Source organism: Streptomyces sp. NPDC051207 (assembly GCF_040682395.1).
Taxonomy (GTDB): Bacteria; Actinomycetota; Actinomycetes; order Streptomycetales; family Streptomycetaceae; genus Streptomyces.
Genome location: NZ_JBFBAX010000018.1, coordinates 121,756 through 146,798 on the forward strand (window position 1 = coordinate 121,756; position 25,043 = coordinate 146,798).

Sequence of the window (25,043 nt, forward strand, 5' to 3'; positions counted from 1 at the left end):
GGGCGGCGCCGCTCAGGACGGAGTACGTGTACCGAGGTCCGCGCCGCTGCCACCGTCGCCGCCGCCGTCGCCGTCGAGGAAGCGGAGGAGGACGGCGGCCTCCGCGCGGAGCTGTGCGGCCCGTTCGGCGTGGGCGGGTGCCGTCAACTGCGCCGCCGCTTCCAGCCTTTCGCCGGCCTCGGCCCGCACGATGTCCCGCACGCCGTCCTCGCTCAGCTCACGCCGGGCCGCCTCGGTGGCACCGGCACCGACCGGCGACTCCTCAAGGGCCAGGCCGCGCAGTTCGGCTTCGCCGACGGGGGCCGCCTCCGCGTTGTCCAGCGCGGCGAGCGTGGAGCGCAGGGCGCTCACGGCCGCCTTGTCGCGGGCGCGCATGGCGTCCGGGAGGGCGCGGCGCATACGGGCACGCAGGGGCATGGCAGGACTCTTTTCAGGAGCGGTGGAAACGCTTCAGGGCGTCGAGGAAGGCCGTGAAGGATTCCGCCGGGAAGGTGAGGGTGGCCCGGGCGGGGGCCTTGGTGTCGCGGACGGCGACGTGGGTGGGGGTGGTTGCTATCTCTACGCACTCGTTGCCGTCGTCGGGGCCCGAGTAGGACGACTTGCGCCACTTGTCCATGGGTGCGCCTCACAGCTCCTTCGTCAACCGGTTGATGCAGTCGCGCGACTGCTCGGGGTCGAGCGATGCGGCTTCTACCTTACGGAAACGAGTTCGAAAGGCGCCGAGTTGTGCTTCGGAGTCGATGAAGGCCGAGCCGTGGGGCACGTCGCGCACCACCGTGTCCAGTTTGGGTACGGGACCGCCCACGTACGTCATGGTGCTGGCGGCTCTGGCGAAGCCGTCCAGGTCGAAGGGGATGACGCGCACGGTGATGTTGTCCGCTTCGGAGAGTTCCAGGAGCTTGGTGAGTTGAGCCCGGGAAGCGGCACGGTCGCTGACCCTGATGCGCAGGGCGGACTCGTGGATCACCAACTCGTACGGAATGGTGATCTGCTGGCCGGCCAGCCGGTGCCGTACTCGCATCTCGAGCTCCTCCTGCGTGAGTTCAGGAACTCTGCTGCTGAAGACGGCGCGTGCGTAGCTCTCCGTCTGAAGCAGGCCCGGAACGTACAGGATCGCCACATCACGACGAAACGCGGCGTGGTGGTTCAGCTCGGAGATGTCCAGGAACGACGTGGGCAACAAACCGCGGTACTCCTCCCACCAGCCGCGCGTCCGGTCGGTGGCCATGGCGACCAGAGCGTCGACGAACTCCTCGTCCGTACAGGCGTAGTGAGAGGCAAGGCGCCGGAGGCGCTGCTCGCTCACGCCGGTGAGGCCGGATTCGATGTGGCTGATCTGGACGCGGCCCGTCCCCAGTAGCGCCGCCGCCTCGCGGGCCGTGAGACCTGCTGCCTCACGAAGCCTGCGCAGTTCGAGCCCCAGACGCGCTTGACGGGCGGTCGGCTCGGCCCTCAGAACCATCGACTTCTCCTCTTTCAACGCGCCTGCCACCCGGGCCCGTTCGGGTCAGATTACGCGATCAGCTTGTCCGGGATGACAGGTTAGGTCTACTGTCAGTGACGCGACGCACACGCTGCGGAACCGCCGGGCTCCCGGAAGCGCACCGCCCCGTCCTGCCATGACGGCTGCGGCAATGACACCGGACCCCATGACCATCCCGCGAACCGAACGGAGTTGCCGCATGCCTGAGAACGAACCCTGGGAGTACTCCCTCCACCTCCCCAACGACCTCCGTGCCGTCACCGTCAGCCGCCGTACCCTGCGGCTGATCCTGACCATGCACGGCCTGATCGGCCTCACCGACGTGGCGGAGCTGCTGGCGACGGAGCTGGTCTCCAACGCCGTACGGCATACGAAGGGACCCGCCGCTCTACGGGTGCGGTGGTCGCCGCCGGGCACCTTGCGGATCGGGGCGTGGGACGCGGACCCCGAACCGCCGGAGCCGCCGGTGCCGTTGGAGCGGTTGGGCGAGCTGGAGGAGGGGCGGGGGCTGGCGCTGGTGCGGGCCTGCTCGGACCTGTGGGGCTGGCACCCGCTGTCCAGACACGGGAACCGGGGGAAGTACGTGTGGTGCGAACTGGCGGCGGCCGGCCCTCCCCCGGCTCTGCGGGCGGTGAGGCCTAACGGCTGATCCTGGAGGCTGGTCCGGGAGGTGCCTGCCCGGTTCTCAGTTGGTCGTTCAGTCGCTTGAGGTGCCGCCAGGCGGTGGGGTCGGTGCCGTCGCCGAGGGTGTAGTGCAGAGTGGGGCGGCCCGCAGGGCCGAGGCGGGTGAGGCTTGTGCCCGGGGCGGGGGCCGCGGGTGTGTGACCGAGGGCGCGGGCCGCGTCGGGGCCCAGGGTGAAGGAGACCGGCGTCGGGGGCGGTTCGTGGTGGGGCGGGGTGGTCAGATCGGCGCGCGCCTGACGCAGGTGGGTGAGCATCGATGTCAGACGGTGGCGCGTGGCCAGGGTCTCGGCCAGCTCGGGAAGGATGTCGAGGGGCGGCGCCTGGTCCGCGGTGCAGCCGACGGCGAAGGTGATGTGTTCCTCGACGCCTGCGGGGGTGTGGGTGATCCGGAGGGTGGCGATTGCAGGGCGTCCGGGGGTGCCGACGGCCACCAGCCAGGTCGGGGCGGCCTTCTGCGCGCGTGTGCGGGCGAGTTCCGTCAACTGCCTGGTGGACCAGGGAAGGTTGACGGGCTCGGCGGTGGACCATCCGGCCGGTGGTGTGCCGGTGAGGAGCTGCCAGCCGGTTTCCAGGGCGCCGCCGAGCAGGAGGTGCTCGTCGGCGGGGTGGGTGGTGCGGATGGTGAGCAGCATGTGGCGCTCACCTGTGGCTTCTCGAGCCGGTGCCGTGAAGGAGCGGGCGAGCCGCGGGCTGCCGCCTGCGCTGGGGACGGGCGTGAAGTGCCCGTCATGCCAGTGCAGCTGGGCGCCTCTGAGACCGTCGTAGAAGCCGCCGTCGGCGTCCCGGACCACCCAGCGGGCGGGAAGGGTGGACAGCAGGCTGCGGACGGGGAAGGTGAGCCGAGTGGTGGGCGGGGTGACGATCTGCAGTTCGCGGCCCGCTTCGATGCTGTGCTGGAGCAGGTCGGTCAGTGACGTGGTCGCCGCGACGGCCGGGCGGTCCTGGAAGAGGACGGCTGCCCGGTCGGTGAGCACGTCGACGTCGGGGCGGTGGGCGGGGGCGGGATGCTCACCGCCCCGACCGGTGACCGCGACGACTTCCGTGTGGGCGGCGTGCGGTGGCCAGGTGGTGCCGTCCAGCACGGCGGCCAGCCGGCCCGCCACGGAGCCCGCCAGGCGGTCGGCCGCCTCGACGGCCGTGGTGGCCCGCACCTCGGTCCACCACACCGGCGACTCGGCCCGCACATCGTCACCCAGCAACCGGCGTGCCTCGCCCGGCACTTGGACGAGCACGGGAACCTCGACGTTCAGTACGGGGACGCCGTCGGGTGTGTGCAACTGGATGGCCGCGCCCTCGGAGAGGCTGCCGACCCGCAGATCGGGTCCGCCCGCGTACAGTCCCGCGAGCAAGGTCTGGTTGTCCGGCGCCTTCGGAGTGAGGGCGATGACGTCGTGGGTCACGGGCTTCCTAACGCGGCCGTCGGCCGTCAGAGGCAGGGAGATCCAAGGGCGTGAGACTCAGGTCTCATGACCTCGTGTGGCACTTACTCCCGCCCTGACAGATCTTGTAGATCCTCCAGGGAGGACACTCTCTGCGGCGAGTCGGCGACGACCGATCCGGACCGCGAGTCACCGCGCCTTGCCGAGAATTCACGCAGCGCCTCGGACGGAGACAGACCGCGCCGTTTTGCGTCGCTCAAACGCGTCAGCCACTCCTTACCGACATCGAGGGCGATGTCCCCAGCCGGGGTACGCGGCTCGTATCCTGCGGCGTCGTCGTTGTCCGATACCCAGAGGTAACCAATCACCCGGCCGCCCAGCATCACCTCGACGAATGTGACTGGGGATTCGGCCTGTGTCTCGAAATGCAGAGAGCCCGGTGGCAACTGGTCCAGAAACCAGTCGGTCCGGCGTGGCACTTCGAACATGTACCAGGAATCCAGCAGGTCAGGGTCCTCATCCGGGAGGTCCTCGAAACCAGTCATGGTCGGAGTGGCGTACGAAGTGGGGTCCGACGGAATGATCGGGGCTCCGGTGATTCGCGTGATCTCCGCGAGTGCCGCAGCAAGGCGAGGAGCGTTTTCCTGCTGGACCCCGGTCTGCCTGTGACCACGCAGATCGTGGGACAGCCAGGCGTCGGAGAAGGTGCGGAGCGTGACCGTTCCGGCACCACTGGCCCAGGCATCGACTGAGATCATGAACATCTTCTGAGCGTGACGTGCCTTTCCCTCGCGGAGGCAGACGCCAGGCGTGGCAAGGTCGATGGTCACGAGTCGGACCTGTTCCGGGTCCACGGACCGCACCAGCTGCGAGAGTTCGGAGTCGGTCGCAGCCGCAGCCACAGGCACCCGCTTCAGGTCAAGCAGGAGCTCGCCGCCGTTCTTGCCGCGAACGCTGATGTCTGCCTGAGCGTCTCCCTCGGCAAGACCCGACGCTCGCATGGACGCCCACAGGGCGAGCACCTGCTGCACGCATCGCATGGCCGGGTCATCGTCCGGCTGCACCGTCTTGGTCTCCCAGGACCAGCTGCCGACTGGCCTCGTCGTAATCACAGAACACCTCGCGGATCGACCTTGGAACCCGGTGGAATCACGATCGTTCCATCCTCCAGCCGGATCACGAACAGGATGCCCTGTCCCTTGTCGCTCTTGACGGGATGCTCGCCACGGTGCACCTGGAGAAGTTCCTCCGGGATCCCTCTGGCCTGCCACTCGGCAACGGTTCCCTGGCCATCCACCAGCATGATGCGGTGATCGATGTCCGACTTCGACAGCTGACCAAGGTAGTCAGCCTTCGTGATGCTCTCAAACGGGTCCTTCGGGTTGTCCAGCCGCTTCAGCTGGTACCCCCAGCTCTCTGACGCCTCGTCCACGACGCGCACGTCCACGTCTGCCTTGATCGCTGCGTCCTTCTGCTCGAACGCGATGTCACGCAGGCCGCTTCTGTAGAACTGCTCGCCGAGTCGGATCTGATCCACGGCACGAGGAACCGGGTGTGGATTGCCGGAACCCAGAGTGGAAACGAGATTTCTGAATCCCGGCGACTGGGAGAAACGGCCGGAGCTAATGATTTCGGCGATTTCACTCCCGAACGGATGTTCCCCCAGTCTGGCAACAACCCTCTCCACCACCTTGGGTTTCATCGTGTTCCGCGGGATGTTCCGGATCGCCTCCCGCAACCGCTGCTCTGTCTCGCCTCCCAGCCTCATCGGCCCCGATTCGGCCTGACCCGGGGCCTGGCCACCGCCGTCTCCCGAAGACCCAGCGCCGTCACTGCCATGTGCGCCCGGCAGGGCATCCTCGCTCCCCGAGTCGCCGTGCCCGGACACCGGATGGTCGGAGCCACTTGCGGAGTGAGAGTCTGGGCCACTCGCATGGCGCCCCTCCTGAGTGACTTCGCCGGCCTGCCCGTGATGGGTCGAAAGGGCTGCGTCCCGTCCGCCCGCCGCGTCACGCCCCACTCCCGCCGACGGACCGTCACCTGCGTGAGCGGATACTTCGCCAGTGCGGGCGCCCGCACCGACCAGTTCGAAATCGCGCGGTGACTCGATCGTTGGGGGACGCTCAGCCGCGGACGGTTCGCGCGGAGCGGGCGTCTCGTCGGCCACCCCGTTCCTGCCGGGAAGGAACTCGCCGCTCTCGATGCGGACCTCGGAGCCGTCGGCGAGGCGGAGCGTGCTGTGGGCGGCGTCCGCGGTGGCGGCCGCGTCCGTGGCCGCGCGGACCCCGGCGGTCAGCTCCGAGACCCTGGGCAGGGTGCGAGACGCCACGCCGACCGTTCTGGCGGCAGCCCCGATCGGGTCGAGGACTTCGCCGACTCTGGCCACGGTGCCCAGCGCCCGGGCACCGGTGCCCGCCCTGCCGCCGGCCGACAGGCCCTTGGCCGTGGCGCCCAGCGGGCCCGAGCCGAGGGTGAGGGCGTTGAAGAGGACCGTTCCCGCGGCCTTGCCGGGGTTTGTCTTCCAGTCGTCCCAGGCGACCATGCCCTTGGCGAACTCCTTCGCCACCGGTCGGCTCTCCTTGGCGACCGGCAGGTTCCACGGACCCTTGTCCGTCCGGTCGCCGTGCGGGTCCAGGAGGAACGACTCCAGGCCCATGACCACCCGGGCAAGGCCCTCCCTCGCGGCGCTTCCTTCTTCCCCCGGGCTGAACAGGTCGACCAGGCCCTCGACCGAGCCGACCGCGTTGTCCCACAGGCTGATCCCGGCCTGTCGCAGGTGGTGGTCGACGCCGAAGGGCAGGGCCTCGTGGTGCGCGGGTGTGCCCCACGGGAGTCTGTCCGCCTCGCCCAGCTGCTCCGCGGTGAAGCCGTAGGCGTTGTCCTGTTCGGGGCTGCCGTCGTCGATGTGCCACTGGGTGCCGCCCACCAGGGCGGTGATCTTGTCGGCGCACGCCACCTCGGCCAGCTGAAACGCCGCGACGGCCGCGTTCACGCCGTCCCAGATCGCCTGGTGCTGGTCGACCTTGTCCTGGTCCTGCTGCCAGTTCCGCATCAGCCCGTCGTCGTCCTTCACCGACTCGACGAACACCTGCGCCTGCGCCCGCAGCGACTCCAGTCGCCTGACGACCTCCGCGGCCTCCACCACGTAGTCGCTCAACGCGTCGGCCACCGTGTCCAATTCGGTGGCGAACGACGACGACTTGTCCTCCACCGCCTGGGTCGTGACGAACAGGTCCGAGGCCTCGGGCGCCCGATAGAAGGCGGACAGCCCCTGGAAACGAGTGTGGACATCGCTGCCGTTGTCCCTGATCGCCTTCGCCGCTCGCCGCATGGCGGCAATGTGCTGCTGCAAGCCGATCAGGTCGCCGGTGAAGGTCGGAATCCTGTCCGGACTGATCACCTGCTGCCCCCGGCCTGCTTCCGGGCCGCCTCCAGGAACGCCGTCACGTCAGGGGCGAGACTCGCCTGATGCTGCGCGTTCCACGCCTGCTCCAGCTCGCCGGCCAGATAGGCGTTGGTCGCCTCCACAGCGCCGTTCGCGGAGTTGCTCGCGCGCAGCGGCAGGAAGGCCACATCCCGCTCGGAGCCCACGGCGAACTCCCCGAGCGCCACAGCCACCAGGCCGGCCGACCGCTGTTCCCCGCCGAACGACAGCGTGCCCGCGGCTTCCATCGCCGCCTGAATACTGCTCCCGTACAGCGCGACGCCTTCGTTCATGCCCTCCGCGGCCTCACGCACCGTGGAGACCACCGACTGCACCCCGCTCGGCGAGATGTCCCACCCCGTCACACGAACCCCCGCGGTCCCCCGACTGCCATGTCCCCTGTGCTGCGCCCCAGCATCACACATGCCACTGACACCAGGTGTCATCTGTATCAGCACACGATTGCACCAGCAACGCGGATCCAGCCATTGCACGTGACGGACATGCCGCCGGGCCCGAACCCACGGGGGTCCTGCGACTCCCGTCGTCCACGCCGGCGCATCATCACAGTCCGGTTTCAGCCATGCGCCCATGGCTTGATTCCGGCCCTGTAATCGATTCCAATCCTGCTTGTAATCGATTCCACGAGGAGGTGGAACCGCGATGACGAGCATCAAGGACGTGGCCGCCGCGGCCGGGCTGTCCGTGGCCACCGTGTCGCGCGTCCTCAACGATCATCCGTCGGTCAGCGCGGACGCACGCGCGCGGGTACTGGCCGCCGTCGAGGCGCTGGGGTACCGGCCCAACGCCGTCGCCCGGTCCCTGCGGACCGATCAGACCCGCACCCTCGGGCTCGTCATCAGCGACGTGCTGAACCCGTACTTCACGGCGCTCGCGCGGTCCGTGGAGGAGGAGGCCCGCTCGCTCGGGTACAGCGTCGTCATCGGCAACGCCGACGAGCGGCCCGATCTCCAGGACCACCATGTGCGGACGCTGCTCGACCGGCGCATCGACGGGCTGCTCGTCTCGCCCACCGACGGCGGTTCGCCGCTGATGCTGGACGCCGCGCGGGCCGGCACCCCCATGGTCTTCGTCGACCGGTGGATTCCGGGCGTGGACGTGCCCGTCGTGCGGTCGGACGGGCGGGCCGCGGTGCGGGATCTCGTCGCCCACCTGCACGGGCTCGGGCACCGGCGGCTGGCGATCATCGCGGGACCGGCGGCGACCACGACCGGGCGCGAGCGGGTGGAGGCCTTCCGGGAGGCGCTGGCCGCGTACGGGCTCGCCCTGCCCGCCGACTACGTCGGCCAGGGCGACTTCCAGGCCGAGAGCGGGCGCCGCGTCACCGAGGGTTTCCTCGCCCTGGCCGAGCCGCCCGAGGTGGTGTTCGCCGCCGACAACCTGATGGCGCTCGGCGCGCTGGACGCGATCCGGGCCCGTGGGCTGCGGGTGCCCGGGGACATCGGGCTCGCCGCGTTCGACGACATCCCGTGGTTCGTGCACACCGACCCGCCCGTCACCGCCATCGCCCAGCCCACCGGCGAGCTGGGACGTGCCGCCGTGCGCGCGCTGGTCGACCGTGTCGAGGGGCGGCCCGGCGCGTCCGTCACCCTCCCCGCCCGGCTCGTCGTCCGCCGCTCCTGCGGCGAGGACGCAGACCACGCCGCCGGGCGTCCGTCCCCCTTGGCCCAGTCCCCCGTACGAAGGAGTACGCCGTGAGCGACGCGGACGAGTTGCTGCGCATCGAGGGCATCCGCAAGACCTTTCCCGGCGTGGTGGCGCTCGACGGCGTCGACTTCGCGCTGCGCCGGGGCGAGGTGCATGTGCTGCTCGGTGAGAACGGCGCCGGCAAGAGCACGCTCATCAAGATGCTCTCCGGCGCCCACACGCCCGACGCCGGCCGGATCCTCGTCGGCGGCCGGGAGGTGCGCATCGGCGGTGCCGGGGACTCCGAGCGCCTCGGGATCGCCACCATCCACCAGGAGTTCAACCTGGTCCCCGATCTGACCGTCGCCGAGAACATCTTCCTCGGGCGGCAGCCGCGCCGCTTCGGGATGATCGACCGGAAGCGGATGGAGGCCGAGGCCGCCGTCCTGCTGGAGCGGGTCGGGGTGACCGTGTCGCCACGCGCGCGCGTGCGTGACCTCGGCATCGCCCGGCTCCAGATGGTCGAGATCGCCAAGGCGCTCAGCCTGGACGCGCGCGTGCTGATCATGGACGAGCCGACCGCGGTGCTCACCTCCGAAGAGGTGGAGAAGCTGTTCGCCATCGTGCGCAGGCTGCGCGAGGACGGCGCCGGCATCGTCTTCATCACCCATCACCTGGCGGAGATCGCCGCGCTCGGCGACCGCGTCACCGTGCTGCGGGACGGGCGCAGCGTCGGGCAGGTTCCCGCGACCGCGTCCGAGGACGAGCTCGTACGGCTCATGGTCGGGCGGTCCATCGAGCAGCAGTATCCGCGGGAGCGGTCCGGCGCGGGCGAGCCGGTGCTGACCGTCGAAGGGCTCACGCGGGACGGTGTGTTCCACGACGTGAGTTTCGACGTGCGCGCCGGTGAGGTCGTCGGCATCGCGGGGCTGGTGGGGGCCGGGCGTACGGAGGTCGTGCGGGCCGTGTTCGGGGCCGATCCCTATGACCGGGGTGCCGTGCGGGTCGGCGGCAGGCCGCTGCGGCGGCACGACGTGAACGCCGCGATGGCGGCCGGTGTCGGGCTCGTCCCGGAGGACCGCAAGGGCCAGGGGCTGGTGCTGGACGCGTCGGTCGAGGAGAACCTCGGTCTGGTGACGCTGCGGTCGGCCACCCGCGCGGGGCTCGTGGACCTCAGGGGGCAGCGCGCGGCGGCGGAGCGGATCGCCGGGCGGCTCGGGGTGCGGACGGCCGGGCTCGGCCAGCAGGTGCGCACGCTGTCCGGCGGCAACCAGCAGAAGGTCGTCATCGGCAAGTGGCTGCTGGCGGACACCAAGGTCCTCATCCTCGACGAGCCGACGCGCGGCGTCGACGTCGGCGCCAAGGTCGAGATCTACCAGCTCATCAACGAACTGACGGCCGCCGGGGCCGCCGTCCTGATGATCTCCAGCGATCTGCCCGAGGTGCTCGGCATGAGCGACCGGGTGCTGGTGATGGCGCAGGGCCGGATCGCGGGCGAACTCGCCGCCGGGCAGGCCACGCAGGACGCCGTGATGGCGCTCGCCGTCGGCGCCCCGGCCGCCGGCCAGGAAACCGAAGAGACCGAAGGGGAGGCCTCCCGTGGCCACTGACACGCTCAAGAGCTCCGCGGGCGCGCGGGGCACCTCGGGCGGCCTGCGCCGCCTGCTGCTCGACAACGGCGCGCTCACCGCGCTGATCGTCCTCGTCGTCGCCATGTCGGCGCTGTCGGGCGACTTCCTGACGGCGGACAACCTGCTCAACATCGGTGTCCAGGCGGCCGTGACCGCGATCCTCGCGTTCGGCGTCACCTTCGTGATCGTCTCCGCGGGCATCGACCTGTCCGTCGGCTCCGTCGCCGCCCTGTCGGCGACCGTCCTGGCGTGGAGCGCCACGTCGGCCGGGGTGCCGGTCGCGCTCGCGGTCGTCCTGGCCGTCGCCACGGGCATCGCGTGCGGCCTGGTCAACGGTTTCCTCGTGGCGTACGGCAAGCTGCCGCCGTTCATCGCCACCCTGGCCATGCTGTCCGTGGCGCGCGGGCTGTCGCTGGTGATCTCGCAGGGCTCCCCGATCCCCTTCCCGGACTCCGTCTCGCACCTCGGTGACACGCTCGGCGGGTGGCTGCCGGTGCCGGTGCTCGTGATGGTCGCGCTCGGGCTGCTCACGGCGTTCGTGCTGGGCCGGACGTACATCGGGCGTTCCATGTACGCCATCGGGGGCAACGAGGAGGCGGCCCGGCTGTCCGGGCTGCGGGTGAGGAGGCAGAAGCTCGCCGTCTACGCGCTGTCCGGGCTGTTCGCCGCCGCCGCGGGCATCGTGCTCGCCGCCCGGCTGTCCTCCGCGCAGCCGCAGGCCGCGCAGGGCTATGAGCTGGACGCCATCGCCGCCGTCGTCATCGGCGGGGCCTCACTGGCGGGCGGCACCGGCAAGGCGTCCGGGACGCTGGTCGGCGCGCTGATCCTGGCGGTGCTGCGCAACGGCCTCAACCTGCTGTCGGTGTCCGCGTTCTGGCAGCAGGTCGTCATCGGCGTGGTGATCGCCCTGGCGGTGCTGCTGGACACGGTGCGGCGCAGGGCCGGGGCCGCACCGGCGGCGGCCGGGGCCGGGACGCCGGGCGGCAAGGGGCGGCAGGTGGCGACGTACGGGATCGCGGCCGTGGTCGCGGTGGCCGTCGTCGGCGCGATGTCCTTCCTGCACGACAACTCCCCGGCGGCGAAGGCGCAGAAGGTGGGCCTGTCCCTGTCGACGCTCAACAACCCGTTCTTCGTGCAGATCCGGGACGGCGCCGAGGCCGAGGCGGAGAAGCGGGGCGTGGACCTGACGGTCACGGACGCGCAGAACGACGCCTCGCAGCAGGCCAACCAGCTGCAGAACTTCACCAGCGGCGGCCTGTCCGCGATCGTCGTCAACCCGGTCGACTCGGACGCGGCGGGCCCCTCGGTGCGCGCCGCGAACAAGGCCGGCATCCCGGTCGTCGCCGTCGACCGGGGCGTCAACAAGGCCGACACGGCGGCCCTGGTCGCCTCCGACAACGTGGCGGGCGGCCGGCAGGGCGCCAGGGCGCTGGCCGAGAGGCTCGGCGGCAGGGGCACCGTCGTCGTCCTCCAGGGGCAGGCCGGCACGTCGGCCAGCCGGGAGCGCGGCGCCGGCTTCGCCGAGGGGCTGAAGGCGTACCCGGGCATCAAGGTCGTCGCCAGGCAGCCCGCGGACTTCGACCGCGCCAAGGGCCTCGACGTGATGGCGAACCTGCTCCAGGCGCACCCGGACGTCGACGGCGTGTTCGCCGAGAACGACGAGATGGCGCTCGGCGCGATCAAGGCCCTCGGCCCGAAGGCCGGCACGTCCGTCCAGGTCGTCGGCTTCGACGGCACACCGGACGGCCTCAAGGCGGTCCGGGCGGGCACGCTGTACGCGTCCGTCGCGCAGGTGCCGCGGGAACTCGGCAGGATCGCCGTGGCCAACGCGGTGCGGGCGGCCGGGGACGAGAAGATCAGCGAGACGGTCAAGGTGCCGGTGAAGGTGGTCACGAAGGCGAACGTGGCCGGGTTCGGCGGCTGACGACCGGGCAGCGGGCGGGCGGCCACGACGGCGTGGCCGCCCGCCCCGGGTCACTCACGTGGGGAGCCATGTCATGTACGACTACGACCTGCTGGTCGTGGGGTCGGCCAACGCCGACCTGGTGATCGGCGTCGAGCGGCGCCCGGCGGCGGGCGAGACGGTGCTCGGCTCCGACCTGGCCGTCCACCCGGGCGGCAAGGGCGCCAACCAGGCGGTCGCCGCCGCCCGGCTCGGGGCCCGTACGGCCCTGCTGGCCCGGGTCGGCGACGACGCGCACGGCAGGCTGCTGCTGGACTCGCAGCGGGCGGCCGGGGTGGACACGGTGGGCGTCCTGGTCGGCGGCGCGCCGACCGGCGTCGCGCTGATCACGGTCGACCCGTCCGGCGACAACAGCATCGTCGTCTCGCCGGGCGCCAACAGCCGGCTCACGCCGGACGACGTGCGGGCCGCCGGGAGCCTGTTCCAGGCCTCACGGGTGGTGTCGGCGCAGCTGGAGATCCCGCTGGAGACGGTCGTGGAGGTGGTGCGGGCGCTGGCGCCGGGCAGCCGTTTCGTGCTGAACCCGTCGCCGCCGCGCCCGCTGCCGCCCGAGGTGCTGGCGGCCTGCGATCCGCTGATCGTCAACGAGCACGAGGCGCGGGTCGTCCTGGGCGGGGCGGCCGTCGGGGACGACCCGGAGGACTGGGCGCGCGTCCTGCTGGCGCAGGGGCCGCGCTCGGTGGTGGTGACACTGGGCGCGCGGGGCGCGCTGGTGGCCGACGCGGGCGGCACGGAACGGGTTGCGGCGGTGCCGGTGGAGGCGGTCGACACGACGGGCGCGGGCGACGCGTTCACGGCGGCGCTGGCCTGGCGGCTCGGGGCGGGAGAGTCCCTGGCCGGGGCGGCGGCGTACGCGGCGCGGGTCGGGGCGGCGGCCGTGACGAAGCCCGGCGCGCAGGAGTCGTTCCCGACGGCGGCGGAGGTCGGGGCCGGGTGAAGAGGGCCGGGATACTCAACCGGCGGCTGGCGGGCGCGCTGGCCGGTCTGGGGCACGGGGACGGCGTGCTGGTGTGCGACGTGGGCATGCCGGTCCCGGACGGGCCGTCCCTGGTGGACCTGGCGTTCCGGGCCGGGGTGCCGTCGTTCGCGGAGGTGCTGGACGGGCTGCTGGCCGAGCTGGTGGTGGAGGGCGCCACGGCGGCGGCCGAGGTGCGCTCGGCGAACCCGGAGGCGGCTGCGCTGCTCGGCGCCCGGCTGCCCGCGCTGGAGTTCGTGGAGCACGAGCGCCTGAAGGAGCTGTCGGCCGGGGCGCGCCTGATCGTGCGCACCGGCGAGGCGCGGCCGTACGCGAACGTGCTGCTCAGGTGCGGCGTGTTCTTCTGACGCCGCTGACGTCCCGCGGGTCCGCGCCGGCGGGCCGCCGAGGGCTTCCCGGCAAGCTCAGAGGGCCCGGTCGGCCAGGACCGGGCCCCCTCAGCTCTCCCCTCCCGTCAGAGCCTCCCGGTCCCCCCGGATCCCCCCGCAAGGAGGTTCTGATGCCAAGTACGACCCGCGATGCGCGGGAAGGGTTGCACGCCCGGGGGAAGATTCTTTCCGGCGTTCCCCGACCGGTCCGGTCCGGCGGTTCAGGCCGCGTGTTCCACGAAACGCGCCGCCGTTTCCGCGAGGACCTCGCGGCCGTCCCGGGACCACAGGACGTCGTTGAAGAGTTCGACCTCGATGGCGCCGGTGTAGCCCGCCCCCTCCACGTGGCCCTTCCACGCGCGCATGTCGATCGAGCCGTCGCCGATCTGGCCGCGGCCGTTGAGGACGCCCTCGGGCAGCGGGGTCGTCCAGTCGGCGAGCTGGAAGGTGTGGATGCGGCCGGTGGCGCCCGCGCGGGCGATCTGCTCCGGGGCCCGGTCGTCCCACCAGATGTGGTACGTGTCGACCGTGACGCCGACCTGCCGCGCCGGGAAGCGCTCGGCGAGGTCCAGGGCCTGGGCGAGGGTGGAGACCACGCAGCGGTCGGAGGCGAACATCGGGTGCAGCGGCTCGATGGCCAGCCGTACGCCGTGCTGCTGCGCGTAGGGTCCCAGCTCCGCGAGGGCGTCGGCGATGCGTTCCCGGGCGCCTTGCAGGTCCTTCGACCCGGCCGGCAGGCCGCCCGAGACGAGGACCAGCGTGTCGGTGCCGAGCGTCGCCGCCTCGTCGACGGCCCGCCGGTTGTCGTCCAGGGCCCGCGCCCGCTCGGCGGGGTCGAGCGCGGTGAGGAAGCCGCCCCGGCACAGCGTCGTCACGGTCAGGCCCGCGTCCTGGACCAGCTTCGCCGTGGCCTCCAGGCCGTACGACTGGACCGGCTCGCGCCACAGGCCGACGTTGCGGATGCCCAGCTCGCCGCAGGCGTCGGCGAGTTCGGGCAGGGACAGCTGCTTCACCGTCATCTGGTTGATCGAGAAGCGTTCGAGTCCGTTCACTGCGTCACCCCGTACAGGCCGAGCAGGTTCTTCATCCGTTCCTCGGCGAGCTTCGGGTCCGGGAACAGGCCCAGGCCGTCGGCGAGTTCGTAGGCGCGGGTGAAGTGCGGCAGGGAGCGGGCCGACTGCAGGCCGCCGACCATCGTGAAGTGGTCCTGGTGGCCCGCGAGCCAGGCCAGGAAGACCACGCCGGTCTTGTAGAAGCGGGTGGGCGCCTGGAACAGGTGCCGGGAGAGGTCGACCGTGGGGTCGAGCAGCGCGCGGAAGCCCGGGGTGTCGCCCGTGTCCAGGACGCGGACCGCCTCGGCGGCCAGCGGGCCGAGCGGGTCGAAGATGCCGAGCAGGGCGTGGCTGAAGCCCTGGTCGTCGCCCGCGATCAGCTCGGGGTAGTTGAAGTCGTCGCCCGTGTAGCAGCGGACCCCGTCGGGGAGGCGGCGGCGCAGGTCGATCTCGCGGCGGGCCTCCAGCAGGGAGATCTTGATGCCGTCGACCTTGTCGGGGTGCGCGGCGATGACCTCCAGGAACACCTCCGTCGCCGCGTCGAGGTCCGACGAGCCCCAGTAGCCCTCGAGCGCCGGGTCGAACATCGGGCCGAGCCAGTGCAGGATCACCGGTTCGGCGGCCTGGCGCAGCAGGTGGCCGTAGAGCTCCAGGTAGTCCTCGGGGCCGCGGGCCGCGGCGGCGAGCGCGCGGGAGGCCATCAGGATGGCCTTCGCGCCGGACTCCTCCACGAGCGCGAGCTGCTCCTCGTAGGCGGCGCGGACCTCGGCGAGGGTCGCCGGGCCGGTCAGCTGGTCGGTGCCGACACCGCAGGCGATCGCGCCGCCGACCGAGCGGGCCTCGGCGGCGCTGCGGCGGATCAGCTCGGCCGCGCCCGCCCAGTCCAGGCCCATGCCGCGCTGGGCGGTGTCCATGGCCTCGGCGACACCGAGGCCGTGGGACCACAGGTGGCGGCGGAAGGCGAGGGTGGCGTCCCAGTCGACGGCGGCGGGCGCGTCGGGCGTGACGTCGGCGAAGGGGTCGGCGACGACGTGCGCGGCCGAGTAGACCGTACGGGAGGTGAAAGCGCTTCTCGGGTGGACGGCCAGGGGTTCGGTGCGGGGCTCGTAGGTGCGCAGGGCCCCGCTCGCGTCGGGCAGCCGGATCGTCACAGCGCGATCTCCGGTACGTCGAGACGGCGGCCCTCGGCCGAGGACCGCAGGCCGAGCTCGGCGAGCTGGACGCCGCGGGCGCCGGCCAGCAGGTCCCAGTGGTAGGGGGCGTCGGCGTACACGTGCTTGAGGAACAGCTCCCACTGGGCCTTGAAGCCGTTGTCGAACTCGGCGTTGTCCGGGACCTCCTGCCACTGGTCGCGGAAGACCTCGGTGGCCGGGATGTCCGGGTTCCAGACCGGCTTGGGGGTCGTCGAACGGTGCTGGACGCGGCAGTTGCGCAGGCCCGCGACGGCGGAGCCCTCGGTGCCGTCGACCTGGAACTCCACCAGTTCGTCGCGGTTGACGCGCACCGCCCAGGAGGAGTTGATCTGGGCGATGGCGCCGCCGTCCAGCTCGAAGATGCCGTAGGCGGCGTCGTCGGCGGTGGCGTCGTAGGGCTTGCCGTTCTCGTCCCAGCGCTGCGGGATGTGGGTGGCGGTCAGGGCCTGGACGGACCTCACGCGGCCGAACAGCTCGTGCAGCACGTACTCCCAGTGCGGGAACATGTCCACGACGATGCCGCCGCCGTCCTCCGCGCGGTAGTTCCACGACGGGCGCTGGGCCTCCTGCCAGTCGCCCTCGAAGACCCAGTAGCCGAACTCGCCGCGCACGGACAGGATGCGGCCGAAGAAGCCGCCGTCGATCAGCCGCTTCAGCTTGAGCAGGCCGGGCAGGAACAGCTTGTCCTGGACGACGCCGTGCTTGATGCCGGCCCGGTTCGCCAGGCGGGCGAGTTCCAGCGCGCCGTCGAGGCCGGTGGCCGTGGGCTTCTCGGTGTAGAGGTGCTTGCCCGCCGCGATCGCCTTGCGGAGGGCCTCCTCGCGGGCGGAGGTGACCTGCGCGTCGAAGTAGATGTCGACCGTCTCGTCGGCGAGGACCGCGTCCAGGTCCGTCGAGACGTGCTCCAGGCCGTGCTGCTCGGCCAGCGCCCTGAGCGCGTGCTCGCGGCGGCCGACCAGGATCGGTTCCGGCCACAGCACGGTGCCGTCGCCGAGGTCGAGGCCGCCCTGTTCACGGATGGCCAGGATGGAGCGGACCAGGTGCTGGCGGTAGCCCATGCGCCCGGTCACGCCATTCATGGCGATACGCACCGTCTTGCGTGTCACGTCATTCCCTTCATAGGCGCCACCGGCTCCACCGGGGCCCGTCCGTCACTCGCCGGCTGCCCGCCGGACCGCGCGCAGGTCGCTCGGTTTGACTGGTGAGCGTTACAGCAAGCGCTTTCTATGTGTAGAGAAGCTAGCCTCTGGACCGCGGTCCGGACAAGACCGCGGCACGGGACGAGTTGTTCGAGGGTCAACGAAGTTGTTCGAGAGTCAACGAGGGTGAAGAGTGCGGGCCGGGGGCTTTAGGGTCTGCACCGGGTGCGTCGGGCTCGGGGCCCCATGGTCCGTGCACCGGGGTGCGGACGCGAGGGGCGGACGCGGGTCGGTGGAACGTCCGGGCGCGCGGTCGCGTCCCCTCTGCCGACGGCGTACCACCGGTACCCGGCACCTTGGGGCCGCCGCCCGGCTCGGGCCGGCCGCGGCGGCCGACGACGAACGCGCGAGGCGGAGGACGAGGACATGACGGTGACCCTGGCGGACGTGGCGGCCCGCGCCCAGGTCTCCCCCGCGACGGTGTCGCGCGTGCTGAACGGGAACTATCCCGTGGCCGCCTCCACCCGCGAGCGGGTGCTGAGGGCGGTCGACGAACTGGACTACGTGCTGAACGGCCCCGCGAGCGCGCTGGCCGCCGCCACCTCCGACCTGGTCGGCATCCTGGTCAACGACATCGCCGACCCGTTCTTCGGGATCATGGCGAGCGCCATCCAGGCGGAGATCGGCGGGCCCGGCGGACGGGCGGGCGGCGAGAGACTCGCGGTCGTCTGCAACACGGGCGGCTCCCCCGAGCGCGAACTGACCTATCTCACGCTGCTCCAGCGGCAGCGCGCGGCGGCGGTCGTGCTGACCGGCGGGGCCCTGGAGAACGCGGCGCACAAGGCGGCCGTGGCGGCGAAGCTGCGCAAGCTGTCGGACGCCGGGACGCGGGTCGTGCTGTGCGGCAGGCCGCCGGCGCCGGAGACCCCGGCGATCGCGCTGGCCTTCGACAACCGGGGCGGCGGGCAGGAGCTGACCGAGCACCTCGTCGGGCTCGGGCACCGGCGGCTCGGCTACATCGCGGGACCGCAGGAGCGCACGACCACGCGCCACCGGCTGGAGGGCCACCGGGCGGCGCTCGCCGCGCACGGCATCGAGGAGGACCCGCGCTGGACCGTGCACGGCAGCTACGACCGGCGCTCCGGCTACGAGGCGACCCTCGAACTCCTGCGCCGCGACGCGTCCTTGACGGCCGTGGTCGCGGCGAACGACTCCGTCGCGGTGGGCGCGTGCGCGGCCCTCAGGGACTCCGGGCTGCGCATCCCGGACGACGTGTCCGTGGCCGGCTTCGACGACCTGCCGTTCAGCATCGACGCGGTGCCGTCCCTGACGACGGTCCGCCTCCCCCTGACGGAGGCGGGCGCCCGCGCGGGCCGCATCGCCATGGGCCGCGAGGAGGCTCCGCCGGGGAACATGGCGACGGTGCGGGGGGAGTTGATGGTGCGGGGGTCCACGGGGGTGCCTCGGGGGTGAGGGCGGGGGTCTCCCGGGGGTGAGTGGGAGGATGCGGGTCGCTTCCGCGGGACTGAGGTGGTGCCCGGCGCCGGGGCGGCGGGCCGGGCGGATGTACGTCGCCGGGTCGGGGGATCGGGGTGACACCCCTGGCGGGCCATCGAGGCTGAGGGGGTGGGGGGCATGCGTCGTCCGCCTCGCAGCCCACACGCGCTCGCGGCGGAGTCGTACCGCGCCGGAGCCCCGCCCGCCAGTTCGCCAAGTCGTTCCCGGCGTGCCGATGATTTTCGTGGGGACCGCCGGTCTTTCCTGCCGTACGCGCTCGACCCAGTGAACAGGAGCAATGCCATGCCCATCGTCATCAGTGAGTTCATCAGCCTCGACGGTGTCGTGCAGGCTCCGGGCGGGCCGCAGGAGGACACCGACGGGGGGTTCGCGCACGGCGGGTGGACGCACGCCTTCTTCGACCCGGAGGTCGTCGGCGGCGCCTTCGACGCGGCGCTGAACGACGCGGACGCCCTGCTGTTCGGGCGGCGCACCTGGTCGGTGATGGCGCAGGCGTGGCCGGAGAGGGCCGGGGACCCGTTCGCGGACCGGATGAACTCCATCCGGAAGTACGTCGTCTCCGGCACGCTCGGCGAGTCCGACCTGGCCTGGGAGAACACGACGCTGATCCCCGGCGGCGAGGCGGTCGCCCACATCGGCAAGCTGCGCGAGCAGGACGGCGGCAACCTGCTGGTCATGGGCAGCCCGTCGCTCGCCCGGCTGCTGATCTCCGAGGGCCTGGCCGACGAGCTGCGGCTCATCGTGATGCCGGTGGTGCTCGGCGGCGGCAAGACGATCTTCCCGCACGACGGCGGCAAGCACGCCTTCGAGCTGGTGTCCGCGACCACGGCGCCGACCGGCGCGCAGGTGTGCGTGTACCGGAGGGCGAGCGCCGGGTGACCGTCGCCGAGCGGCCCCACCACTCGATCGGCGCGGACCTGGTGGGCCCTGACTGGCGGCTGGGCCCGCGCGCAACGCCCGGGGAGGGAAGAAGGACTGACGGAGGCGGTGCCGGGTAGGGTCCGTGGACATGAAGCTGGCGTTCTCCACCCTCGGTGTCCCCGGCCTGCCCGTCCCCGACGTGCTGCGGCTGGCGACCGAACACGGCTACCACGGCGTGGAACTGCGCGCCGACCCCGAGGAGCCCGTCCACCCCGGCCTGGACGCGGCCCGGCGGTCCGCGGTCGCCGCCGAGTTCAAGGCGGCCGGCGTGGAGGTCCTGGGCCTCGCGGGCTACTGCAAGGTGGCCGCGCCGGGCGACGACGAGCCGGTGCTCACGGAGCTGCGCGCGCTGCTCGACCTGGCCGCCGACCTGGGCGCCCCGTTCGTCAGGGTCTTCCCCGGCGCCGCCCCCGGCGAGAGTTCCGAAGAGGCGGACGCGACGGCGGCCCGACGCCTCGGCACGGCCGCCCAGCACGCCGCCGACCTCGGCGTACGCATCCTGCTGGAGACCCACGACTCGCACCGCACGGGCGCCGAGGCGATGCGCGTCCTCGGCCTGGTCGGCCATCGGCAGGTCGGCGCGCTGTGGGACGTGATGCACACGTGGCTGGGCGGCGAGCAGCCCGCCGACACGTACGCGGCGCTCGCCCCGCACCTCGGCTACGTCCAGGTCAAGGACATCGCCTCGCCCGACGACACGGCACCGCTGCCGCTGGGCGAGGGCGTCCTGCCGCTGGCCGAGTGCGTGGAGGTGCTGTCGCGGCACGGCTGGGACGGCTGGCTGTGCTGGGAGTACGAGAAGCGGTGGTACGAGGCGGCGGCCCCACTGCCCGACCTGCTGACGGCGGGCCGGGACCACCTGTCCCGGTTGCTCAACGAGTCGGCGTAGCCGCGCGCGGTCGGGTCCGGCTCCCGTGCCCGGTCCCGGACCGGCCCCAATGCCCGGTCGCGGCGCAGCTCCCCGTGCCCGGCGGCGGACCGGCTCACGCGTCTGGCCGCAGACCGGCTCACTCCCGGTCGCGGCCCAGCTCCCGCGCCCGGCGGCGGACCGGTTGCCCCACCGGGTACGGGGGCCCGCGCACGGACGCCTGGCCCCGTACCCGGCCGCAGCGGACCGGCCCACGCGCCTGGCCAGGGACCGACTCACACCCGGTCGCGGCCCAGCTCACGCGCCGGCCACGGACCGCTCACCCCACCGGATACCGGGGGACCCGCGCACGCGCGCCTGACCCCGGACCCGGCCGCGGCGGCGCGGCCCACGCGTCCGGCCGCAGACCGGCTCACACCCGGTCACGGCCCAGCTCACGCGCCGGCCACGAACCGACTCCCCCCGGGTACGGGGGACCCGCGCACGCGCGCCTGACCCCGGACCCGGCCGCGGCGGCGCGGTTCACGCGTCCGGCCAGGGACCGACTCACACCCCCGGCGAGCCCACCACCGGAACCACCTGCCCCGGCGCCACAGATGCCGGGACCGCCTCCCCCGACGGCACAGCCACCGGAACCGCCGTACCACCGTCACCCCCCGCCCCCGACCGCCCCCGCGTGAGCGACGTCAACGCCACCCCGCCCACCAGCAACACCGCCGCGCACCAGCGGAGCGGGCTCACCGGCTCGCCCAGGAAGACGGCCGCCGACGTCATGCCGAACACCGGCACCAGCAGGGAGAACGGGGCCACGGTGGACGCCGGGTGGCGGTGCAGGAGCCAGCCCCAGGCGCCGAAGCCGAACACCGTGCTGATCCAGGCGACGAACAGGATCGCGCCCGTGCCCTGCCAGTCGAGGGCGCGCAGCGCCGCCAGGTCCCGGTCCGGGCCCTCCAGCAGGAGGGACAGGGCGAGCAGCGGGAGGACGGGGACGGCGCTGACCCACACCATGAAGTTCAGCGCGTCGGGCGGGCAGGCCCTGCGGGTCAGGACGTTGGAGACGCCCCAGGCCAGCGCGCCCGCGACGACCAGGACGAAGCCGGGCAGCGGGCCGCCCGTGCCCTCGTCGGCCGCCGCCACGGCCACGCCGCCCACGGCCACCGTCATCCCGAACAGCTGCACCCGGCTGAGCCGTTCCCCGAGGACGGCCGCGGCGATCACCGCCGTGAACACCGCCTGTATCTGCAGGACCAGCGAGGACAGGCCCGCCGGCATGCCCTGGTCCATGCCGACGAAGACCAGGCCGAACTTGGCCACGCCCAGCGTCAGGCCCACCCCGGCGATCCACTTCCACGCCACCTTGGGACGGCCCACGAGGAAGACGGCGGGCAGGGCCGCCGCGAGGAAGCGCAGCGCCGAGAACAGCAGCGGCGGGAAGTGGTCCAGGCCGATCTCGACGACCGTGAAGTTGACGCCCCAGACGGCGGCGACGAGCACGGCGAGGAGGAGGTGGGAAGGTCGCATGGATCGAGGATCACGTCCCGGACCGTTCAGCACCAGCGACGATTCCTGCATGGTTGGATGAAGCAACGCTAACTCGTCGGCCAGGTTCCCGGGAGGCTCCGGTGCTCGATCTCCAGCGGCTGCGTGCCCTGCACGCCGTCTCCCTGCACGGCACAGTCGGAGCCGCCGCCGCCGCGCTCGGATACACGCCGTCCGCCGTGTCCCAGCAGATCGCCAAACTGGAGCGGGAGACCAGGACCGTCCTGCTGGAGCGCGCGGGACGCGGCGTGCGCCTCACCGACGAGGCGCGTCAACTCGCCGCGACGGCGCAGGAGTTGCTGGCGCTGGTGGAGAGCGCCGAGACCGAGCTGGAGCTGCGGCGCGGGGTGCCGTCGGGGCGGCTGACCATCGCCGCGTTCGCGTCGGCCGCGCGCGGGCTCATGCCGTCGGTACTGGCCGACCTGGCCCGGCGGCATCCGGCGCTCGACACCCGGCTGACCGAGATCGACCCGCACCTGTCCGTGGATCTGGTCGCCAGGGGCGCGGTCGACCTCGTGGTGGCGCACGACTGGGACATCGCGCCGCTGCCCGCGCCGACCGGCGTGGAGCAGGCCGCCATCGGTGAGGACCTGTGCGATCTGCTGGTCCCGGCCGGGCACCGGTTCGCCGGGCGCGCGGGCGTGCGGCGCGCGGAGCTGGGCGGCGAGCGGTGGATCTGCCAGCCGCCGGGGCGGGTCTGCCACGACTGGCTGACGCGGACCCTGCGGGCGGCCGGGCACGAGCCGGACATCGTCCACCAGGCCGACGAGAACCCCACCCTGGTCGCCCTGGTCGCCGCGGGCCTCGGCATCGCGCTCATCCCCCGGCTGGGGCGCGGCCCGCTGCCCGACGGCGTGGTGCAGGTGCCGCTGGACCCCGTGCCCGTACGGCGGTTGTACGCGCTGTGGCGGACGGGGGCCGCGCGGCGTCCGGCGATCACGGAGACCGCGCGGACGCTGCGGGAACACTGGCCGCGCCAGTCGGCCCACGCACCCCACTGAGCACGGCCCGACCGTCCTCCGCGCCACCGGCGATCCCCCCGCGCCGCCGGAAGTGCCTCGCACGAGCTGCTGTCCGCTCCCTTGACTGGCAGAAACTTCCCGGATATTGGTGACTCCTCGGAAGTTTCCTTCAGCGGATCCTCGGCGGATCACCTCCGGAAGGAGTGCAGGTGCACGACAGCAGCACGGGAAGCACAGGAGACACCGCAAGGCCCTCAAGACGTACCGTCCTCGCCGCCACCGCGGGCGTCACCGCCGCCCTGGCGATCGGCGGCACCGCGCAGGCCGCTCCGCTCGACGACAGCAAGCTCCGCGGCCTCATCTCCCGCATGACGCTGGAGGAGAAGGTCGGCCAGCTCTTCGTGATGCGGGTCTACGGCCACTCCGCCACCGCCCCCGACCAGGCGGACATCGACGCCAATCTCAAGGAGATCGGCGTCCGCACCGCGGCCGACCTGATCGCCAAGTACCGGGTCGGCGGCATCATTTACTTCACCTGGGCGCACAACACCCGTGATCCGCACCAGATCGCCGATCTGTCGAACGGCATCCAGAAGGCCTCCCTGGAGCTGCCGCGCGGCCTGCCCGTGCTGATCTCCACCGACCAGGAACACGGCATCGTCGCCCGCGTCGGCAGGCCCGCGACGCTGTTCCCGGGCGCGATGGCCGTCGGCGCGGGCGGCTCGGCCTCCGACGCCCGCACCCTCGGCCGCATCGCGGGCCGCGAGCTGCACGCCATGGGCATCCGGCAGGACTACGCGCCGGTCGCCGACGTGAACGTCAACCCGGCCAACCCCGTCATCGGCGTACGGTCCTTCGGCTCCGACCCCGAGGCCGTCGCGGAGCTGGTCGCCGCCGAGGTGACCGGGTTCCAGGCGTCCGGGGTCGCGGCCACCGCCAAGCACTTCCCCGGGCACGGCGACACCGAGACCGACAGCCACTACGGCTTCCCGGTGATCACGCACACCCGCGCCCAGTGGGACGCGCTGGACGCGCCGCCGTTCCGCGCGGCGATCGAGGCCGGCATCGACTCGATCATGACCGCCCACATCATGGTCCCGGCGCTGGACGCCTCCGGCGACCCGGCCACCCTGTCCCGGCCGATCCTCACCGGCATCCTGCGCGAGGAACTCGGCTACGACGGCGTCGTGGTCACCGACTCGCTCGGCATGCAGGGCGTGCGCACCAAGTACGGCGACGACCGGGTGCCGGTGCTGGCGCTCAAGGCGGGCGTGGACCAGCTGCTCAACCCGCCGAACCTGGACGTCGCGTGGAACGCCGTGCTGACGGCCGTCCGCACCGGCGAGCTGACCGAGGAGCGGCTCGACGCATCGATCCTCCGCGTGCTGCGGCTGAAGGCCAAGCTCGGCCTGTTCACGAACGCGTACGTCAGCGACGGCGGCGTGGACCGCGCGGTCGGCGTCCGCCAGCACCTCATCGCGGCCGACCGGATCGCCGAACGGACCACGACGCTGCTGGTGAACGAGGGCGGGCTGCTGCCGCTGTCGCCGAGCGAGCACGGCAGACTGCTGGTCGTCGGCGCCGACCCGGCCTCCCCGTCGGGCACCACCGGACCGCCGACCGGCGTGCTGGCCGCCGCGCTCACCGGGCTGGGCTTCACCGCCACCGCGCTGTCCACCGGCACCGCCCCGTCCTCGGCGGCCGTCGCCCGGGCGGTCGCGGCGGCGCAGGACGCCGACGCGGTGGTGGTGGCGACGTACAACGTGACCGCGAGCAGTGCCCAGAAGTCGCTGGTGCAGCAGCTCCTGGCGACCGGCAGGCCGGTCGTGGCGGTCGCCGTCCGCAACCCGTACGACGTGGCCCACCTGCCGTCCGTACCGGCCTACCTGGCGTCCTACTCGTGGACCGACGTGGAAGTGCGCGCGGCGGCCCGGGTGATCGCGGGCCGGGTCGCGCCGCGCGGCAAGCTGCCCGTACCGGTGCAGCGGGCGGACAACCCGGCGCAGGTGCTGTATCCGGTGGGCCACGGACTGACGTACTAGCGGCCCCCGGGCCGGGACACTCCCGCCCGGTGTGTGTCCGCGGCGGCGGACGCCCACCGGGCGGGGCCCCGGCAGACGGCCGTGCGTGACGAAGGCCGCGGACACGCGGGCGAAGTGCCCGGTGTCCACGGCCCTCGGCGCCGGCGGCCCGTCCCCGGTGGACGCTGTTGGTTAATCCGGGCCGAGCGTGACGTCGGTCTTCACGATCCAGTTGTGGTCGTGGAGACCGACGTTGTCGTGTGGGGCGGGGTATC

The 25,043-nt window shown here is 72.5% G+C and carries 22 protein-coding genes; 11 read left to right on the plus strand and 11 right to left on the minus strand.

The window, feature by feature from the left end:
• Positions 1–12: 12 nt before the first annotated feature.
• Genes AB0M97_RS19265 through AB0M97_RS19275 form a run of 3 tightly spaced genes read right to left on the minus strand, consistent with a single transcriptional unit; the run spans position 13 to position 1,462 of the window.
• The gene (locus AB0M97_RS19265; RefSeq protein ID WP_365962113.1) at positions 13–375 is read right to left on the minus strand and encodes a hypothetical protein; all 363 of its coding nucleotides are present in this window, start codon (positions 373–375) and stop codon (positions 13–15) included.
• Between the two features lie 55 nt (positions 376–430).
• On the minus strand, positions 431–616 hold the full coding sequence (locus tag AB0M97_RS19270; protein ID WP_365962088.1) for a DUF397 domain-containing protein: 186 nt from the start codon (positions 614–616) through the stop codon (positions 431–433).
• A 9-nt stretch (positions 617–625) separates the two neighbouring features.
• Positions 626–1,462, minus strand: coding sequence for a helix-turn-helix transcriptional regulator (locus AB0M97_RS19275; RefSeq protein WP_365962115.1), 837 nt, complete (start codon positions 1,460–1,462; stop codon positions 626–628).
• A 220-nt stretch (positions 1,463–1,682) separates the two neighbouring features.
• On the opposite strand from AB0M97_RS19275, the gene AB0M97_RS19280 reads away from it, so the two are divergent.
• On the plus strand, positions 1,683–2,132 hold the full coding sequence (locus AB0M97_RS19280; protein WP_365962090.1) for an ATP-binding protein: 450 nt from the start codon (positions 1,683–1,685) through the stop codon (positions 2,130–2,132).
• Here AB0M97_RS19280 and AB0M97_RS19285 read toward each other — a convergent pair.
• From AB0M97_RS19285 to AB0M97_RS19300, 4 genes are all read right to left on the minus strand, one after another.
• Positions 2,122–3,567 carry a DUF6177 family protein gene (locus tag AB0M97_RS19285; RefSeq protein ID WP_365962091.1) on the minus strand — a complete coding sequence of 482 codons (1,446 nt, stop codon included), beginning with the start codon at positions 3,565–3,567 and terminating at the stop codon, positions 2,122–2,124. The two genes, AB0M97_RS19280 and AB0M97_RS19285, sit on opposite strands and share 11 nt — an antisense overlap.
• 83 nt (positions 3,568–3,650) lie before the next feature.
• The gene (locus tag AB0M97_RS19290) at positions 3,651–4,610 is read right to left on the minus strand and encodes a hypothetical protein (RefSeq protein WP_365962092.1); all 960 of its coding nucleotides are present in this window, start codon (positions 4,608–4,610) and stop codon (positions 3,651–3,653) included.
• Positions 4,611–4,654: 44 nt separating this feature from the next.
• Positions 4,655–6,946 carry a hypothetical protein gene (locus AB0M97_RS19295; RefSeq protein ID WP_365962093.1) on the minus strand — a complete coding sequence of 764 codons (2,292 nt, stop codon included), beginning with the start codon at positions 6,944–6,946 and terminating at the stop codon, positions 4,655–4,657.
• On the minus strand, positions 6,943–7,335 hold the full coding sequence (locus AB0M97_RS19300) for a DUF6507 family protein (RefSeq protein ID WP_365962094.1): 393 nt from the start codon (positions 7,333–7,335) through the stop codon (positions 6,943–6,945). The genes AB0M97_RS19295 and AB0M97_RS19300 overlap by 4 nt, the downstream gene beginning before the upstream one ends.
• Positions 7,336–7,633: 298 nt before the next feature.
• On the opposite strand from AB0M97_RS19300, the gene AB0M97_RS19305 reads away from it, so the two are divergent.
• From AB0M97_RS19305 to rbsD, 5 genes are all read left to right on the plus strand, one after another.
• The gene (locus AB0M97_RS19305) at positions 7,634–8,689 is read left to right on the plus strand and encodes a LacI family DNA-binding transcriptional regulator (protein WP_365962095.1); all 1,056 of its coding nucleotides are present in this window, start codon (positions 7,634–7,636) and stop codon (positions 8,687–8,689) included.
• A complete protein-coding gene (locus tag AB0M97_RS19310) occupies positions 8,686–10,227 on the plus strand; it encodes a sugar ABC transporter ATP-binding protein (RefSeq protein WP_365962096.1) in 1,542 nt (513 codons plus the stop codon). Before AB0M97_RS19305 ends, AB0M97_RS19310 begins: the two co-directional genes overlap by 4 nt.
• Positions 10,217–12,172 carry a substrate-binding domain-containing protein gene (locus AB0M97_RS19315; protein ID WP_365962097.1) on the plus strand — a complete coding sequence of 652 codons (1,956 nt, stop codon included), beginning with the start codon at positions 10,217–10,219 and terminating at the stop codon, positions 12,170–12,172. The genes AB0M97_RS19310 and AB0M97_RS19315 overlap by 11 nt, the downstream gene beginning before the upstream one ends.
• A 73-nt stretch (positions 12,173–12,245) precedes the next feature.
• Positions 12,246–13,148 (plus strand): ribokinase, encoded by a 903-nt coding sequence (locus AB0M97_RS19320; RefSeq protein ID WP_365962098.1) that lies wholly within the window; start codon positions 12,246–12,248, stop codon positions 13,146–13,148.
• Positions 13,145–13,534 (plus strand): D-ribose pyranase, encoded by a 390-nt coding sequence (gene rbsD / locus AB0M97_RS19325; protein WP_365962099.1) that lies wholly within the window; start codon positions 13,145–13,147, stop codon positions 13,532–13,534. Before AB0M97_RS19320 ends, rbsD begins: the two co-directional genes overlap by 4 nt.
• A 242-nt stretch (positions 13,535–13,776) precedes the next feature.
• Here rbsD and AB0M97_RS19330 read toward each other — a convergent pair whose 3' ends face one another.
• Genes AB0M97_RS19330 through AB0M97_RS19340 form a run of 3 tightly spaced genes read right to left on the minus strand, consistent with a single transcriptional unit; the run spans position 13,777 to position 16,906 of the window.
• A complete protein-coding gene (locus AB0M97_RS19330) occupies positions 13,777–14,574 on the minus strand; it encodes a sugar phosphate isomerase/epimerase family protein (RefSeq protein WP_365962116.1) in 798 nt (265 codons plus the stop codon).
• Between the two features lie 29 nt (positions 14,575–14,603).
• Entirely contained in the window at positions 14,604–15,758 is a 1,155-nt protein-coding gene (locus tag AB0M97_RS19335) for a dihydrodipicolinate synthase family protein (RefSeq protein WP_365962101.1), read from the minus strand.
• A complete protein-coding gene (locus tag AB0M97_RS19340) occupies positions 15,755–16,906 on the minus strand; it encodes a Gfo/Idh/MocA family oxidoreductase (protein WP_365962102.1) in 1,152 nt (383 codons plus the stop codon). The genes AB0M97_RS19335 and AB0M97_RS19340 overlap by 4 nt, the downstream gene beginning before the upstream one ends.
• Before the next feature lie 459 nt (positions 16,907–17,365).
• On the opposite strand from AB0M97_RS19340, the gene AB0M97_RS19345 reads away from it, so the two are divergent.
• The 3 genes from AB0M97_RS19345 to AB0M97_RS19355 all read left to right on the plus strand — a co-directional run bounded on the left by AB0M97_RS19345 (position 17,366) and on the right by AB0M97_RS19355 (position 20,267).
• On the plus strand, positions 17,366–18,412 hold the full coding sequence (locus AB0M97_RS19345; RefSeq protein WP_365962103.1) for a LacI family DNA-binding transcriptional regulator: 1,047 nt from the start codon (positions 17,366–17,368) through the stop codon (positions 18,410–18,412).
• Between the two features lie 327 nt (positions 18,413–18,739).
• Complete coding sequence (locus tag AB0M97_RS19350) at positions 18,740–19,336, plus strand: dihydrofolate reductase family protein (RefSeq protein WP_365962104.1); 597 nt, start codon at positions 18,740–18,742, stop codon at positions 19,334–19,336.
• A gap of 130 nt (positions 19,337–19,466) precedes the next feature.
• Positions 19,467–20,267, plus strand: coding sequence for a sugar phosphate isomerase/epimerase family protein (locus tag AB0M97_RS19355; RefSeq protein ID WP_365962105.1), 801 nt, complete (start codon positions 19,467–19,469; stop codon positions 20,265–20,267).
• 525 nt (positions 20,268–20,792) lie between these two features.
• Here AB0M97_RS19355 and AB0M97_RS19360 read toward each other — a convergent pair.
• Complete coding sequence (locus AB0M97_RS19360; RefSeq protein WP_365962106.1) at positions 20,793–21,767, minus strand: EamA family transporter; 975 nt, start codon at positions 21,765–21,767, stop codon at positions 20,793–20,795.
• A 101-nt stretch (positions 21,768–21,868) separates the two neighbouring features.
• Here AB0M97_RS19360 and AB0M97_RS19365 point away from each other — a divergent pair, with 101 nt between their 5' ends.
• A complete protein-coding gene (locus tag AB0M97_RS19365) occupies positions 21,869–22,786 on the plus strand; it encodes a LysR family transcriptional regulator (protein WP_365962107.1) in 918 nt (305 codons plus the stop codon).
• A gap of 170 nt (positions 22,787–22,956) precedes the next feature.
• On the plus strand, positions 22,957–24,789 hold the full coding sequence (locus tag AB0M97_RS19370; RefSeq protein WP_365962108.1) for a glycoside hydrolase family 3 protein: 1,833 nt from the start codon (positions 22,957–22,959) through the stop codon (positions 24,787–24,789).
• Positions 24,790–25,043: the final 254 nt, after the last annotated feature.